This is a genomic window from Chthonobacter rhizosphaerae (genome assembly GCF_013839525.1).
Classification (GTDB): domain Bacteria; phylum Pseudomonadota; class Alphaproteobacteria; order Rhizobiales; family Pleomorphomonadaceae; genus Chthonobacter; species Chthonobacter rhizosphaerae.
Genome location: NZ_JACDIS010000016.1, coordinates 1 through 15,633 on the forward strand (window position 1 = coordinate 1; position 15,633 = coordinate 15,633).

The 15,633-nt window shown below is 71.6% G+C and carries 14 protein-coding genes and 1 pseudogene; 6 read left to right on the plus strand and 9 right to left on the minus strand.

What is annotated here, in order from left to right; all coding sequences use genetic code 11:
• Both HND91_RS20160 and HND91_RS20165 read right to left on the minus strand, forming a co-directional pair.
• Positions 1–483: pseudogene (locus HND91_RS20160) on the minus strand (UDP-glucose/GDP-mannose dehydrogenase family protein); the annotation flags it as partial.
• A 340-nt stretch (positions 484–823) separates the two neighbouring features.
• Complete coding sequence (locus tag HND91_RS20165; protein WP_343057436.1) at positions 824–1,447, minus strand: sugar transferase; 624 nt, start codon at positions 1,445–1,447, stop codon at positions 824–826.
• A 997-nt stretch (positions 1,448–2,444) separates the two neighbouring features.
• Here HND91_RS20165 and HND91_RS20170 point away from each other — a divergent pair.
• Entirely contained in the window at positions 2,445–3,089 is a 645-nt protein-coding gene (locus tag HND91_RS20170; RefSeq protein ID WP_181708409.1) for a transglutaminase-like cysteine peptidase, read from the plus strand.
• Between the two features lie 23 nt (positions 3,090–3,112).
• Here HND91_RS20170 and HND91_RS20175 read toward each other — a convergent pair whose 3' ends face one another.
• The gene (locus HND91_RS20175; protein WP_181708410.1) at positions 3,113–3,412 is read right to left on the minus strand and encodes a hypothetical protein; all 300 of its coding nucleotides are present in this window, start codon (positions 3,410–3,412) and stop codon (positions 3,113–3,115) included.
• Between the two features lie 382 nt (positions 3,413–3,794).
• Between HND91_RS20175 and HND91_RS20180 the strand changes: the two genes are divergently transcribed.
• Together HND91_RS20180 and HND91_RS20185 are read left to right on the plus strand one after the other, a co-directional pair.
• Entirely contained in the window at positions 3,795–4,502 is a 708-nt protein-coding gene (locus HND91_RS20180) for a CDP-alcohol phosphatidyltransferase family protein (RefSeq protein WP_181708411.1), read from the plus strand.
• Complete coding sequence (locus HND91_RS20185) at positions 4,499–5,248, plus strand: FkbM family methyltransferase (protein WP_181708412.1); 750 nt, start codon at positions 4,499–4,501, stop codon at positions 5,246–5,248. Before HND91_RS20180 ends, HND91_RS20185 begins: the two co-directional genes overlap by 4 nt.
• Here HND91_RS20185 and HND91_RS20190 read toward each other — a convergent pair.
• Positions 5,224–6,234, minus strand: coding sequence for a lysylphosphatidylglycerol synthase transmembrane domain-containing protein (locus HND91_RS20190; protein WP_181708413.1), 1,011 nt, complete (start codon positions 6,232–6,234; stop codon positions 5,224–5,226). The genes HND91_RS20185 and HND91_RS20190 overlap by 25 nt on opposite strands.
• Before the next feature lie 3 nt (positions 6,235–6,237).
• Between HND91_RS20190 and HND91_RS20195 the strand changes: the two genes are divergently transcribed.
• Positions 6,238–7,965, plus strand: a complete 1,728-nt coding sequence (locus HND91_RS20195) for an alkaline phosphatase family protein (RefSeq protein ID WP_181708414.1) — start codon at positions 6,238–6,240, stop codon at positions 7,963–7,965.
• Here HND91_RS20195 and HND91_RS20200 read toward each other — a convergent pair.
• The 3 genes from HND91_RS20200 to HND91_RS20210 all read right to left on the minus strand — a co-directional run bounded on the left by HND91_RS20200 (position 7,905) and on the right by HND91_RS20210 (position 10,742).
• Positions 7,905–8,492, minus strand: a complete 588-nt coding sequence (locus HND91_RS20200) for a hypothetical protein (RefSeq protein WP_181708415.1) — start codon at positions 8,490–8,492, stop codon at positions 7,905–7,907. The two genes, HND91_RS20195 and HND91_RS20200, sit on opposite strands and share 61 nt — an antisense overlap.
• A 14-nt stretch (positions 8,493–8,506) precedes the next feature.
• Positions 8,507–9,676, minus strand: coding sequence for a zinc-dependent alcohol dehydrogenase (locus HND91_RS20205; protein ID WP_181708416.1), 1,170 nt, complete (start codon positions 9,674–9,676; stop codon positions 8,507–8,509).
• Positions 9,677–9,857: 181 nt separating this feature from the next.
• Positions 9,858–10,742, minus strand: coding sequence for an SDR family oxidoreductase (locus HND91_RS20210; protein WP_181708417.1), 885 nt, complete (start codon positions 10,740–10,742; stop codon positions 9,858–9,860).
• 165 nt (positions 10,743–10,907) lie between these two features.
• Between HND91_RS20210 and HND91_RS20215 the strand changes: the two genes are divergently transcribed.
• On the plus strand, positions 10,908–11,300 hold the full coding sequence (locus tag HND91_RS20215) for a winged helix-turn-helix transcriptional regulator (protein WP_181708418.1): 393 nt from the start codon (positions 10,908–10,910) through the stop codon (positions 11,298–11,300).
• 113 nt (positions 11,301–11,413) lie between these two features.
• Here HND91_RS20215 and HND91_RS20220 read toward each other — a convergent pair whose 3' ends face one another.
• Together HND91_RS20220 and HND91_RS20225 are read right to left on the minus strand one after the other, a co-directional pair.
• Entirely contained in the window at positions 11,414–11,626 is a 213-nt protein-coding gene (locus HND91_RS20220) for a hypothetical protein (protein WP_181708419.1), read from the minus strand.
• A gap of 129 nt (positions 11,627–11,755) precedes the next feature.
• Positions 11,756–12,442, minus strand: coding sequence for a L,D-transpeptidase (locus HND91_RS20225; protein ID WP_181708420.1), 687 nt, complete (start codon positions 12,440–12,442; stop codon positions 11,756–11,758).
• Positions 12,443–12,872: 430 nt separating this feature from the next.
• Between HND91_RS20225 and HND91_RS20230 the strand changes: the two genes are divergently transcribed.
• Complete coding sequence (locus HND91_RS20230; protein WP_246329605.1) at positions 12,873–15,506, plus strand: DNA translocase FtsK; 2,634 nt, start codon at positions 12,873–12,875, stop codon at positions 15,504–15,506.
• Positions 15,507–15,633 lie beyond the last annotated feature (127 nt).

The window sequence follows — 15,633 nt, forward strand, 5'->3', positions numbered from 1 at the left end:
GTCGTCGATGGCCGCGCCCTCGCGCAGGAACTCCGGGTTCGACACCACCGCCACGTCGGCGCGCGGATTGGCCTCGCGGATGATTCGCTCCACCTCGTCGCCGGTGCCGACCGGCACCGTGGACTTGGTCACCACCACGGTGAAGCCCTTCACCGCCGACGCGATCTCCCGGGCCGCCCCATGGACGTAGGAGAGGTCCGCGTGCCCGTCGCCGCGCCGCGACGGCGTGCCGACCGCGATGAACACCACGTCGGCGTCCGCCACCGGCTGCTCCAGCGCCGTCGTGAACGACAGCCGACCCGCCGCCACGTTCGTCGCCACCAGCTGGTCGAGGCCCGGCTCGAAGATGGGGATCTGCCCGCCGAGGAGGGCGTCGATCTTGCGCTGGTCCTTGTCGATGCACACGACCGTGTGGCCGAAGTCCGCCAGGCAGGCCCCCGACACCAGGCCCACGTACCCCGAGCCGATCATGGCGATTCGCATTGCAGACACTCCAGAATTCGCCCGACCGCCCCCGCGCCGGACCCGCCCGGCATGCGGTCCTACTCGCGGGCGGTCAGACCACCGGGATCCCGGCGGCGGCCCGGGCGGCGCGCTCGCCGGCGAGGCGGCGGAACCGCCCGCACTCTAGTGAGCCCGATCCGCAGGCGCCAGCCGGATCGCCCGGCGCGAGAGGCGCTGCGTCGCCATGGCGCCGCCTGCGTTGCATCCGTGCACAGGGGAACGGGCCGCGCCGGCGCGCCCGAACGGAAACCGCCGGGTCCCATCGGGCCCGGCGGTCTGTCCTGCCGGCGTCGCCGGCGATCGGATCTTCGAGGCGCGGTCAGTAGCCGCTGCCGGAGAGGAACTCGGTCCACACGGTGCGCAGGATGATTCGCATGTCGAGCGCCACCGAGAAGTGCCGGATGTACTCCAGATCGTGCTCCACCCGGAGCCGCGCCTTGTTGGCGTCCGTGGTCGGCCCCCGGTAGCCGTTCACCTGGGCAAGCCCGGTGAGGCCCGGCCGCATGGCGTGGCGCAGCGGGTAGTTCGGCACCAGTTCCTCGTACGGAACGCCGCCGGCGAGCATGCCCGCCACGTGCGGCCGCGGACCGACGAGCGACATGTCGCCCTTCAAGACGTTGAGGAGCTGCGGCAGCTCGTCGATGCTGGTCCGCCGGATGAAGCGGCCGATCGGAGTGACGCGCGGATCGTTCTCCGTCGTCTGGGCGACGCCGGAGACGTCGCACCGGTCGGTGTACATCGAGCGGAACTTGTAGATCTCGAACTCCACGTTGCCGAGACCCACCCGGTACTGCTTGAAGAACACCGGCCCACGGCTGCTCAGCTTGATGATGAGCGCGACCGTCAGGAGGAGAGGGGCGAGCGCGATCAGGGCGGCGAGGGCGAGGGTGAAGTCCATCGCCCGCTTGACGCCGTGCTGCCACGGCGCCGCCGAGCCCAGGATGGTCTGGACCGGCTCGGCGCTGCGGACGGCGCCCTGCGGCACCGGCGTGCGCCGGGCGGTGCTTGCGACTGCCGCGGTGCGGCCGGCGCGGGCTCGATTGTCCCCCTGCGGCTGCCAGATCACCGACTGCAGCGGCGCCGAATCGTCAGCCTCGGACGGAAAGGACCCGACCGGAGACGCGCCAGCGAGGGAGTATTCCGTAGTGCGAACTGGCGAAACCGCCAGACTGTTGAAATAGTCGTTCGCTAACCGCTTGAAAAAGCCGGCTTGCATCATGGAACGCATTTCGAACTCCAGAAAAATAACAAGCCTTGCAGCTGGCACCGCTCAGCCCGCGGAGAACGCGGAAGTCCAATCTCAAAAATCGATAACCAATGTTGCGATACGGTAAACAACCATTAATCTCGCCTTTTAACTGTATGTTAGCCATCGGTCTGATTGCAACAGAAACCTCGGCCTCGGCCATACAGCTTGGAAGAATTTGGTTACCGTGACCGCCCCGTTGAGACTCGCTTGGATCGGACCGTGAAGGTGATATTCCCGACTTCGAAGACACCTGGACTGGCAGGCGAACCGACCCGTCAATCCTAACTAATTTCGGAGGATAAAGCTAAAATTGTTGCATTGCAACAACCTAATGCATGCCTCTGTCTTATCAAGTTGTATGCATGAATAAACTTGGCCTGACTCTCCGTTGCTCGCAAAGCGGCCGAATCATCGAACAATCAACTGGATTTGACCCCGTGACACGCGCCTTCTGGCGCACCCCGGCCTGCCCGGAGAGCCGATCCGACTCTTCACTTGGGCAAGCACCGTGTCCGGAACGACACAGCACCCTCCTTAACGGATGAGCCGTTCGGCTTGTTCCAGATGGTTTATCTAAACTTATCGCGGCCAAACTGGGGCGGCGGCCCCCGGGGTCAGGGTTTTCCCTAATTATAATCGTCTTCGCATGTGTCCCATGCTCGTCCGAACGTGACCGTGACCGGAGGGGGCGATGGTGCGCAAGCGGGTCTGGACGACGCTCGTCCTGATCGCACTTGGAGTTCTGGCGGACAGGGCGAGCGCGGGATTCGTGCCGTCCGACGAGGCCAGCGTCGAGCTTCCGCTCGCCATCCGGCTGACCGAGGCCGAGCCGGCGTCCGAGCCCTTCGGCCATTCCATGTTCTGCCGCCGCGTGCCGTCCCTCTGCACGGTCCGGCCGGGCCAGCGCCCGGCGGACGCCGATGGCGCCCTCGTCCTCGACCATCCCGCCATGGACATGATCTCCCGCGTCCACCGCGTGGTGAACCGCGCGATTCGCCCCCAGGCCGAGCGGGTCGGCGCGCCCGACCACTGGAAGGTCGGCGGCGTGTCCGGCGACTGCGAGGACTACGCGCTCGCCAAGCGCGAGCTCCTGGTGCGGCTCGGCGTGCCCAGCCGCGCGCTCCGCCTCGCCACCGGGCACCTGCGGAACGGCGAGTATCACGCCGTCCTCCTCGTCCGCACCGATCGCGGCGACCTCGTCCTCGACAACCTCAACCGGGACGTCCGCGCCGCCGAACGGTCCGGCCTGCGATTCGACATGATCCAGGATGGCGACGACCCGCGGGTGTTCCGCCGCGTCCGACCGGCCGCCGAGGCGAGGGCCCTAGGCGTCTGAGGGCCAGGCCTCCGCCGCCGACGTCACGGCGTCAGGACCCGCGCGCTCTCGCTTCCCGCGACTTCCGGGACCGCCTGCGGGGTGGACCGGGAGCCGGTCTGCCGCACGATCGCCCGGAGCGCGAGGCCGAGGCCGAGTCCCGCGTTCAGCGCCAGCATCGTGCCGACCAGCGCCAGCGCGCCGGTCCACAGCCCGTGGACGGCGACGAAAACGGGAGCGCCCACCACCAGCGCGAGCCCGGCGAACAGCGCCAGTCCCGCAGGTCGAAATCGGAGACCGGCCATGATGCCGAACAGAGCTGTCGCAGCATAGAGCAGAGTCATCTCGCAACCGCCGTATCCGAACGCGTCTCCGTGGCCTTGGAAACCTTACGTTTACTTACAGAACGGGTCCGTGGACGAAAGGTTCGCCCGGGCGCCGCCGGCCATCGACGATTACGCCGCCGAACTCGTTAGCGCCGGATTACGGCAAACCTTGAAAGCAAGAACAAGTATGCTTTTTCGGCAAATCCGGCGAACTCTGTCGTCGCCGCGTTTGCTTGGCGGGCCGGCGCAACGGAGCCGCACAATCGTCGGCGTCCGGCTCCGGGGATCGTGATCGGCGCGCCCCTGGAGATATCGCCGGGATGCGTTACGTTTTCCCGGGCCCGTCATCTGCATCTCTTGGAAGCTTATGGTCTCGCATACGTTCGGAACACTGGCCTCCATGGCGTCCGTCGGCCGCTCGGGGCCGCTCGCGGCCGCGTTCGTCTTCGTGGCCGTCGTGGCGGTCGCGCTCGCGGCGCTCACCACCGCCGGATCGGCCGGCGCGGCCGTGGCGCTCCTGGTGGCGGGCGTCGGCGCGGCCGCCGTCTGGCTCCATGCCGACGCGGACGCGCCTTTCGGCCTGCCCAACCTCGTCACCCTCGTCCGGCTCGCCCTCGCGGCCCTCCTCGCCGGACACGTGGCCGACCGGAGCGTCGCCTCGCCGGCCGAAACGCTCGCCTGGGGATTCGCGGCCGTCGCGGCGGTCGGCCTCGCGCTCGACGGGGTCGACGGCTGGCTCGCCCGCCGCTTCGGCCCGGACACGCCGTTCGGCGCCCGCTTCGACATGGAGACCGACGCCTTCGCGATCCTGGCCCTGTCCGCCCTGGCGGTCGTCTCCGGCAAGGTCGGCGCCTGGGCGCTCGCCATCGGGCTCATGCGCTACGTCTTCGTGGCGGCCGCCTGGGTCTGGCCGTGGCTCGCCGGCCCGCTGCCGCCGTCGGTGCGCCGGAAGGCGGTCTGCGTGCTGCAGGGAGCGGTGCTCATCCTCCTGGCGCTGCCGCCCGTCGGCCCCGGACCCGGCGCGCCCCTCGCGGCGGCGGCCCTCCTGGCGCTCGCCTGGTCCTTCGCCGTCGATGTCCGCCACCTCGCCCGGTCGCGCTCCCGGTGACCGTCCGCCCGGCTCTCCTTGCGGGCATCGCCCGCTCGCTCGCCGTCTACTACGGCCAGCCCTGGAAGACGGCGGCGCTCCGCCGCCTCTACGCCGGCATCGTCCGGCCGGGCGACCTTGCGTTCGACATCGGCTGCCACGTGGGCAACCGCACCCGCGCCCTGCACCGGCTCGGCGCGCGCGTGGTCGCCCTGGAGCCGCAGCCCGATCTCCACGCGCTCCTCGCCCGCATCCTGCCGGCCGACCGGGTGGTCCTCCTCCGCAAGGCGGCCGGGGCCGCTCCGGGCCGGCTGACGCTCGCGGTCAGCAGCCGCCACCCCACCGTCTCCACCCTGTCCCGGTCCTGGATCGACCAGGTCTCCCGCACGGAGGGCTTCGCCGGCGTCCGCTGGGACGACGCGGTCGAGGTGGAGGTCGTCACCCTGGACGGCCTCATCGCCGAGCACGGCATGCCACGGTTCGTGAAGATCGACGTGGAGGGCTTCGAGCCCGAGATCCTCGCCGGCCTGTCCCGTCCCGTGCCCTGGGTCGCGTTCGAATACCTGCCGGCGACGCGCTCGCTCGCCGACGCCTGCCTCGGCCGGCTCGCCGCGCTCGGCCCCTACCGGTTCAACCGCACCGAGGGCGAGGACCACCGCTTCCGCCATGCGGACTGGCTCGATGCCGCCGCCATGGCGGCTGTGCTCGCCGGGATCGGATCCGACGAGCGCTCCGGCGACGTCTACGCCCGGCTCGACCCGGCCTGACGCGCCCCAGCCGTCAGCGCCGCGAGAGCGAGGCCCGGCAGGGCGCCCGCGATCACCACCGCCCCGTAGAGAGCCGCCGTCGCGGCCCCTTCGGCGGCGGTCAGCCCGGCCAGCGGCCAGAGCGCCGCCGCCGTTCCCTCGCGCAGCCCCCATCCGCCCACCGTGATGGGCACCAGCATGCTCAGGAGCGTCAGCGGCACCAGCACCAGCAGCCCCACCGGCGGCAGCGGCGCGCCCACCGCCTCCGCCGCCAGCGCGAACACCGCCACGTAGCTTGCCGCGATCAGGAGGCTCACGCCGCCCTGCACCGCCCAGGCGCCCCGCTCTCCAAAGGCGCGGCGGAAATCCGGCCCGAGGTCGGCGAGCGCCGCCCGCACCGGCGCCGGACCCACCCGGCCGGCGACCGCGACCGCCGCCGCCCCCGCCGCCATCACGGCCGGCACCGCCAGCACCAGGGCCGCCGCGCCGGGCGGCGCTCCGGAAAGGCCCGCCAGCGCCGCCGCCGCCAGCCCGCCCGCGGCCATCACGGCGAAGGCCGCCTGTCCGGCCAGCCGCTCCAGCACCACGGCGCGCACGGCCGCCCGGGTCGCGGGCGGCCCGCCGCCGGCGTGGCGCGACCGCAGGGCGCGCATCACGTCGCCGGCCATGCCGCCCGGCAGCACCATGTTGAGGAGGCTCGACAGGTGATAGTCCGCCGCCGCCGGCCCGAACGGCAGATCCAGCCCCAGCCGCCCGGCCGTAAACCGCCAGCGCCACGCGGAAGCCAGGATCTGCCCGGCCACCACCGGCAGCGCCAGCAGCAGCGGGCCGGCGTCGACCCGGGCGAGAACCGCCCAGAGCGCCGCCGGATCGACCGCCAGCGCCGTCGCCGGCAGAAGCACAGCCGCCGCCAGCCAGCGCCAGCCGGACGCGGCGGCCCGGTATCGCGTTCGGCTCTTGCGCGGAGCGGTCCTGTCGGGGTCTTCTCGTCCGGATGAGGAGGTCATTGCATGGCGGGCGAGGGCGTGTCGGATCAGCGCGAGGGCCGGGCGGGGCGGACCGCCGGCGAGCCGGCGTCCACGTCCTCTACGGTCGTCACCGTCCTGGCGATCACCGTCCTCATGGCGGCCCTGCTCCTCCCGGATGCGGTGGAGCATATCACGCCCGCCGCCTTTCTGCGTCTGCCGCTCGAGCTCGTGCTGCTCGTCCTGGCGCTCGCCGTCCTGCCGACCCGGCTCGGGCGCCTCCTGGTTCCGGTCGCCGGCCTGCTCGTCGGGCTCGCGGCCATCGCGGGCCTCGCCGACATCGGCACCCGCATGGCCTTCGCCCGCCCGTTCGACGCGGTGCTCGACTGGCACCTGCTGCCGTCCGCCATGCACCTCCTCGCCGGGACCCTCGGCCCGGTCGGCGCGTGGATCGGCGCCGCCGTGGCGGCTCTCCTTTCGGTGGCGCTCCTCGGCCTCGGCGTCTGGGCGGTCCGCCGGCTCGCCCGTCTCGTCGCCCGCTCGCCGCGCCGGGCGGCCCTTGGCGCCCTCTCCCTCGCTGCGCTCTGGAGCGTCCTCTCCTTCTCCGGCGCGGCCATCGACCCGCGCCTTCCGATCGCCGCGGCCGACGCCTCAAGGTCCACGGTCGAACGGATCGCCCGGGCGAGCGCGAGCCTCGCCGACATGGAGGCCTTCGAGGGCATCGCCGCCATCGACGCCTTCCGGACCGTGCCGGCCGACCAGCTCCTCGCCGGCCTGCACGGCAAGGACGTGCTGCTCGTCTTCGTGGAGAGCTACGGCCGCGACGCCCTGGAGAACCCGCTGTTCGCGCCAAACGTGACGGCCCTTCTCGCCGCCGGCGACAGCCGCCTCGCCAAGGCCGGCGTCGGCGTGCGCAGCGCTTTCCTGACGTCCCCCACCGTCGGCGGCCAGAGCTGGCTCGCGCACGGCACGGTCCTCTCCGGCCTCTGGATCGGCAACCAGCAGCGTTACGACAGCCTCGTCGCCGGGGACCGCTTCACTTTGGTGGATGCGTTCTCGAAAGCCGGCTGGCGCACCGTGGCGGTGATGCCGGCGATCGTGCGGCCCTGGCCGGAAGGCGAGACCTTCGGCTACGAGGCCATCTACGCCGCCAAGGACCTCGGCTATCGGGGCCGCCCGTTCGACTGGGTCACCATGCCCGACCAGTACACCCTGGCCACCCTTCACGACCGCGAGCGCACGCTCGGGCCGCGCCGCCCCGTCATGGCCGAGGTGGCGCTCATCTCCAGCCACGCGCCCTGGACGCCCGTGCCCCGGCTCGTTCCCTGGCCCGAGGTGGGCGACGGCACCATCTTCGACCCCATGACCCTGGAGGGCGACCCGCCGGAGGTCGTCTGGCGCGACACCGGGCGCGTCCGCACCCAGTACCGGCTCGCCCTCGAATACACCCTCTCGACGATCCTCTCCTACGTGGAGACCTTCGGCGGCGAGGACCTCGTCACCATCGTGGTCGGCGACCACCAGCCGGCGCCGCTCGTCACGGGGGAGGGGGCCACCCGCGACGTGCCGATCCACATCCTCGCCAGCGACCCCGCCGTCCTCAACCGGATCGCCGACTGGGGCTTCGCCGAAACACTCGTGCCGCCGCCGGACGCGCCCGTCTGGCGCATGGACGCCCTGCGCGACCGACTGCTCGCCGCTTTCGACGCCGACTACGCGCCCGCCGTCACCTCGGCGCCCCATCCGGCGGTGCCGGGCCTTTCGGTGGACTGACCGCGCCGGTCGTCCCGGAACGGATGGTCCACGTCGGTGAGGTCGTCGTCGAGCGCCGCGCCGCGCATCATCGACGGCGACCGGGGCATGCCGCTGCGGTCGCTGTAGTCGTAGACGTGGCTCGAGCGCTCGTGGTTCGCCGCCTGGGCGGCCCGCGCGGCCATCACGTCCACCAGCGTCACGCCGATCAGCGAGGCGATGGCGACGCCGGCCGCGTTCCGGTGGGGGTTGTGGCGGTTCATGGCCGTCGCCGCGCTGGCGATGTCCAGCATGTCGCCGGCCACCCGCGCCCAGAGCCACGGGGCCGGATTGCGCGCCGACAGAAGCCCGACGCCGGTCACGATCTCGCGCATCCCGAAGGCGCGCACTACGGGCTCCGTGCCGCGCAAGCCGAGGGTGCGGGTCACCGAACCCGGGGACACCAGTTCGGCCACGCCGAGTGCGATGGAGAACCAGCCGAGGCCGGTCGCCAGCGACTGCGGGTCCATGTGGTTCCCATGGTGGGAGCCGGTCAGGTGATGGGACATGACACTCCTCCTCCTCAGGTCTTCAGGACCACCTTGATGCACCCGTCCTCCTTGTCCCGGAACGCCTTGTACATGTCCGGGCCCTTGTCGAGCGGCACCGTGTGGGTGATCACGAAGGACGGGTCGATCTTGCCCTCCTCGATCATCCGCAGGAGATCGTGGATGTAGCGGTTCACGTGGGTCTGCCCCATCCGGATGGTCAGGCCCTTGTTCATGGCCGCGCCGAACGGCAGCTTGTCCACGAGCCCGCCGTAGACGCCCGGGACGGACAGGACGCCCGCCGGCCGGCAGAGGTACATCATCTCGCGCAGCACGTGCGGCCGGTCGCTCTCCAGCATCACGGCCTGCTTGGCGCGGTCGACCATGCTGTCGATGGAGCGCGAGGCGTGCGCCTCCATGCCGACCGCGTCGATGCACTTCTCCGGACCCTTGCGGTCGGTCAGCTCGTCGATGCGCTCGACCACGCTCTCCTCGTCGAAGTTGATCGTGATGGCGCCGCCGGCCCGCGCCATGGACAGGCGCTCCGGCACGTTGTCGATCGCGATCACCTGCTTGGCGCCGAGGAGGATCGCCGAGCGGATCGCCATCTGGCCCACCGGGCCGGCGCCCCAGATCGCCACCGTGTCCGTCGGCTCGATGTCGCACTGGACGGCCGCCTGCCAGCCGGTCGGGAAGATGTCCGTCAGGAACAGCACCTGCTCGTCGGAGAGGCTCGACGGCACCTTCACCGGCCCGGCGTCGGCGAACGGCACGCGCACGTACTCGGCCTGCCCGCCCGGATAGCCGCCGGTCAGGTGCGTGTAGCCGAAGAGGCCCGCCGTCGTGCGGCCGAACGCCTTCTCGGCGAGGTCCTTGTTGCGGTTGGTCCGCTCGCAGACGGAGAAGTTGCCCCGCTTGCACTGGTCGCACTCGCCGCAGATGATCGTGAACGGCACCACGATCCGGTCGCCGACCTTCAGCTTCTTGTTGTCGCGCCCCACCTCCATCACTTCGCCCATGAACTCGTGGCCCATGATGTCGCCGGACTTCATGCCCGGCACGAAGCCGTCGTAGAGGTGCAGGTCGGAGCCGCAGATGGCGCAGCTCGACACCTTGATGATGACGTCGCGCCCGTCCTCGATCCGCGGATCCGGGACGCTCTCGCAGCGGATGTCCTTCTTGCCGTGCCAGACGAGGGCCTTCATGGGGCGGATCTCCTTCTTCCTCGGGGGGACGCCGCTGGGGCATCATTCACTCCGAGCACAAAGGTCCGGCGCCGTCGTTCGTTCCCGCTCCGGGGTCGAATTTGATCGCCTCGCCAAGGGCTTGGCTCAAGCTCCAGGCGGCCGGGAAGCCCGGCCGCCGCGTCGCCGATCGCGCCCCTGTTCAGGCCGCGAAGGCCGCCTTGTGGGCCGTCAGGAAATCCCGCAGCCGCTCCGGCTCCCGGCCGGTCAGCCGCTTCACCGTGTCGGTCACCGTGCCGGCGCGCCCGAGCCGGGTGTTGGTGTCGAACGTCACCACCAGGTCCACCACGAACGGCGGCAGGCCCGCGGCGGTGAGCCCGGCCCGGAGATCGTCGTCGCTCACGTCCACCACCGCCAGCCGCCGGCCGGTGATCTCCGTCACCAGCGCGGCGATCTCCGCCTTGGTCAGCGCCTCCGGGCCGGAGACCTCCTCCACGGTCGAGGCCGTCGTGTCCGCCGTCAGCGCCGCCGCCGCCACCCGGGCGCAATCCGCCCGCGACACGTCGGCGAGCCGGCCCGCTCCGGCCGCCGACACCCACTGGCCGCTCTGAAGCGCCTGGGGCAGCGAACCGACGAGGTTCTCGAAATACCAGTGGTTCCGCAGGATGGTGTGCGGCAGGCCGCTCGCCCGGATCGCCTCCTCGGTGCCCCAGTGATCACCCGCGAAGGACACCGGCGAGCCCGGCTCCGGCTGCGGCATGGACGTGTAGATCACGTGGCCCACCCCGGCCGCCTTCGCCGCCGCGACGGCCGCCTTCTGCTGGGCGAGCCGCTGGCCCGGCACCGCGATGGCGTCCGTGGAGACGATCAGCAGCCGGTCCACCCCCTGGAACGCCGCCTCCAGCGACGCCGGATCGTCGAAGTCCGCCCGGCGCGTCTCGACACCGCGCGCGGCATGGTCCGCGAGCTTGGACGGATCGCGGCTCGCCGCGACGATCCGGTCGCCGCCGGGCGAGGCGAGAAGCGCGTCGAGGACGAGGCGGCCGAACTGGCCTGAGGCGCCGGTGACGAGAAGGGTGCGCGACATGGGTGGGAGGCTCCGGGCTGGGGGCGCCGGACACCGCCCGTCGCACCCTTGAGAAAAAGACTGGTCTCAAATCGAGACCAGGTCTATTTCTGTCATCGCCCGAGCGGCCGCAAGACGGCAGCTTTCCCGCCCATAGGCACACCGACGTAACCAGGACACGGCCCCATGAGCGCTCTCGCCGACCCGGACCGGAAGGACCTGCGGCCCTCCGCGGGCTTCGACCCCGGCCAGTGTCCCGTCCGCGACGTCCTCGACCGCATCGGCGACAAGTGGAGCACGCTCCTCGTCCTCACCCTGTCCGACGGCCCGCTCCGCTTCGGCGCGCTCCGGCGCGCGGTGCCGGACATTTCCCAGCGCATGCTCACCCAGACCCTGCGCGACCTTCAGCGCGACGGCCTGATCAGCCGCCACGTTTTCCCTACGCAGCCGCCGGCCGTGGAATACCGCCTCACGCCGCTCGGCCGCTCCATTCTGGCGCCGCTCTCGGCGCTCACCCGTTGGGCGGACGACCACCACGGCGAGATCCGCCAGGCCCGCGCCGCCTTCGACGCGGGCTGACGTCGCCGGCGATCCCGGGATAGGGGAGGGGGCGCCCGCGTCAGCGCCGCCCCCGGCCATCGGACCCGACCCATCTCCGCGTGCCGAGCGGACGAGGCCGCGAACCCCGGCGCTCACGCGCCGCCAAGCGCCGTCCACGTCTCCCGCGACACCGGCCACATCTCCTTCGTGTCCGTGTGTTCCACGTAGAAGAGATCGCCGCCGGCCTGCCAGTCGTCCGCGTCCAGGTGGTTCATGCTGCCGAGCGCCAGCTTGCCGCTCTCGTGGAGCGCCCGCAGCGTCGTCTTCTGGCCGTCGGCCATCACCGGATCATCCAGTCCGCGCATCGTCCCCTCCCGGTCGGCCCCCCGGGGCCCAACCCACGCCTCGGCCTCAGCGTTCCCGAACGGCCGGACCACCCGGCGTCATGGTCGGCTCCAGGCCGACCACCGATGCATTCGGCCCTCGGCGACCCGTCACACGCCCGCTTCCGGCTCCAGCGGCGCCGGCCCGGACAGCACCACCACGGAGGTCCGCACCGGCACGCGGCGGTGCAGGTCGATGATGTCCTGGTTGAACAGCCGGATGCAGCCGCTCGACACCGACCGGCCGATGCTGTCCGGCTCGTTGGTGCCGTGGATGCGATAGAGCGTGTCGCGGCCGTCCCGGTAGAGATACAGCGCCCGCGCGCCGAGCGGGTTTCGCAGCCCGCCCTCCAGGCCGTCCTTGAACGGGCCGTAGCGCTCCGGCTCCAGGGAGATCATGTTCGGCGTCGGGGTCCAGCGGGGCCATTCGGCCTTGCGCCCGACGATCGCCTCGCCCTGGTAGTCGAACCCGGCCTTGCCCACGCCGCAGCCGTATCGCAGCGCCGTCCCGCCTTCCTGCACCAGGAACAGGAACCGGTCGGACGGGCTCACCACGATCGACCCCGGCCGGCCCGGTCCCGAATAGGTCACCACCTGCCTGAGGAATCGCGGGTCGATTCGGCTGACGTCGATCGCCGGCACCGGGAAGGGCTCGTCCGGAATCGCCGCGTACATGGCCACGTAGGCCGGGTCCACCCGCGGCGTCTGCGGCACCGGGCTCGCCATGCGGCCGGACGCGCAGGCGGCGAGGGTGAACGGCATTCCGGCGACGAACGCGCGGCGGCTGAGGGTGGACATCGGACGAACCTTTTCTCTTCCAGGGGAAACGAAACCGCTTCTAACGGGCCGAATGTGACCGCACCTTGGTCCCCGTCGGGCGACCGTGCGGCCTGAAGCTTCCGCCCGTGCTTCGTGCCTCGGCGTGGCGTCGCCGCAACAGGGGCCGCCGTCGCCCCGGATCTCGGCCGAAGCGTCGGCGCAACACCCGCCGGCGAACCTGTGCGGCCGTCATGCGCGGCCCCGTCGTCAAGCCCGCCGCGGTCGCGGATTTCCTCGGTTTTCCATGGCTTTCCACAGTTTTCTGGAATCCGGGTCGCAGCGCCGTTCGGGGCTTCTCCTCACACTTCGTTAACCCTGCGCTTCGTATTCGAATGGGGGTGACGAACACGGCGGACGGCTAGGTCCGAAGAGGCTCCGATTGACGATGCGATCTGCGGCGCGACCCCCCATGGGCTCCCCTGACAAGACCCCCGCGAACTCCCCTGGCGCGGCGGCGTCCGGCGTCCGTCCGGGCGGCGGTCCGGTGGCGCGCCCGCCGGAATCGCACCACGAGCGCGCCACGCTGCGCCAGGACCCGCGCGCCGGCACCTCCCACCAGACGCCGGTGCCGGTCCACGAGATCGTGGCGGCCACGTTCGAGGAGATCGCGGTGCCGAGCTGGTTCCAGCCGTTCATCGCCGTGCCGAACGTCCGCTTCACCCGCACGCCCGACGTGCTGCGCCGCCGCCGGGCCGGGCAGGACGCCCCGGACGGCGAGCCGGAGGCCGCCGACGGCGAAGACCCGGCGTCTGCGGCCGCTGAGGTCCAGGCCTCCGCGCCCGCCGTCCGGCCGGACGCCGCCCCGTCCACGCCCGCCGTTCCCGCGGCCGGCAGGCCGTCGCCCGCCGCACGGCCCGGCGCCGAGGCTCCGGCCGGCCGCGCGGCCTTCGGCCCCGCCGCCCCCGGCCCGCTGCCCGGACTGAGAGCCGCCGGCCCCACCTCGCCGATCACCGCGCGCCCCGCCCAGCCCGTCGCCGCCCGCCCGGCCGAGCCCGATCCGGCGCCCGCTGCCCCCGACTTCCGCCCCCCGGCCGCCGCGCCGCTGGCGGTCCGTCCGCGCGCCGTCGTGCCGCCGAAGACGGCTCGCCCGGCTCCCGTCGCCGAAGCGCCCGCGTCCGTCCGCCAGCAGGCGCCCGCCGTCGAGGCCGCGTCCGCGCCGTGGGACGACGAGGAGGAGACGCCCGTTCTCCCGGACGAGATCCTGCTCGCCGAGACCAACATCCTCGGCCTCACCAGCATGCCCGCCATCCGGGCCACCGCCGTCTTCGCCTGGCCGGCCTATGATCCGGTGCCGGACGAGGTCGGCGTTGCGAGCGAGCCCGCTTACGAGTGGGTCGATTCCGACGAGGCCGAAGCCGTCGAGGTGTCCGTCGAGCCGACCGGCGTCGAAGCCGAGCCGGCCGACGCCTTCGAGGCCGCTTCCGCCGAGGACGCCGAACCCGTCGACGTCATCGCGCCGGACTACGCCGTGCCGGACGTGGTCGGCCCCGACCAGTACGGCTACGAGCTGCCGCCGCTCGCGCTCCTCACCGATCCGCCGAACCAGGAGCCGTCCTTCGACGTCTCGGCCGAATTCCTGGACAAGAATTCGCTCCTTCTCCAGCAGACGCTGCACGACTTCGGCGTGCGCGGCGAGATCATCGACGCCAGCCCCGGCCCGGTCGTGACCCTCTACGAGCTGGAGCCGGCTCCCGGCACCAAGTCGAGCCGCGTCATCTCGCTCTCCAGCGACATCTCCCGCTCCATGAGCGCCATCTCGGCCCGCGTGGCCGTGGTGGAGGGTCGCAACGTCATCGGCATCGAACTGCCGAACGCCCGGCGCGAGACCGTCTGGCTCCGCGAACTCCTCGCCAGCCACGATTTCGCGGAGGCCCGCGCCAAGCTCGGCATCTGCCTCGGCAAGACCATCGGCGGCGACCCGGTCATCGCGGACCTCGCCCGCATGCCGCACCTGCTCGTCGCCGGCACCACCGGCTCGGGCAAGTCGGTCGCCATCAACACCATGATCCTGTCGCTCCTCTACCGGCTGAAGCCGGAGGAATGCCGCCTGATCATGATCGACCCCAAGATGCTGGAGCTCTCCGTCTACGAGGGCATCCCCCACCTCCTCACCCCCGTGGTGACCGATCCGCGCAAGGCGGTCGTCGCCCTCAAGTGGGCGGTGCGCGAGATGGAGGACCGGTACAAGAAGATGTCCCGTCTCGCCGTGCGCAACATCGACGGCTTCAACGCCCGCATGGTGGAGGCGCGCGCCCGGCATGCCGCGCTCGTGGCCGCCGGCCGCGACGAGGAGGCGGAGACCTTCGCCGAGGAGATGGAGGGCATGACGCCGCTGCCCTACATCGTCGTCATCGTGGACGAGATGGCCGACCTCATGATGGTCGCCGGCAAGGACATCGAGGGCGCCATCCAGCGCCTCGCCCAGATGGCCCGCGCCGCCGGCATCCACCTCATCATGGCCACCCAGCGCCCGTCGGTGGACGTCATCACCGGCACCATCAAGGCCAACTTCCCGACCCGGATCTCCTTCCAGGTCACGTCCAAGATCGACAGCCGGACCATCCTCGGCGAGATGGGCGCCGAACAGCTCCTCGGCCAGGGCGACATGCTCTACATGGCCGGCGGCGGCCGCATCACCCGCGTCCACGGCCCGTTCGTCTCCGACCAGGAGGTGGAGAAGGTGGTGGCGCACCTGAAGGTCCAGGGCCGGCCGGAATACCTCGACGCCGTCACCGCGAGCGACGAGGCCGCGGGCCCGCCGCCCGCTCCCAAGGGCGGCGGCGACACCCCGGTGATGGACGCCGGCGAGTTCACCCTGACGCCCGAGGAGGTCGGCGGCGACCTCTACGCCCAGGCGGTCGCCCTCGTCCTGCGCGACCGCAAGGCGTCCACGTCCTACGTCCAGCGGCGGCTCCAGATCGGCTACAACCGCGCCGCCTCGCTGATGGAGCAGATGGAGAAGGAAGGCATCGTCGGGCAGGCGAACCACGCCGGCAAGCGCGAGATCTTCGGCATCGGCCACTCCGCCCACGACGACGACTGACGGCCGGGCGCGGCCGGCGACGACAGCCGGCGACGGCGAAATCCCGACGGGCGGCGCTGATGCGTCGCCCGTCATCGTTCGTGCAGGAACGCTCGCCCGTGTCTCTCGTTCTGCTCGTTCGCGGACC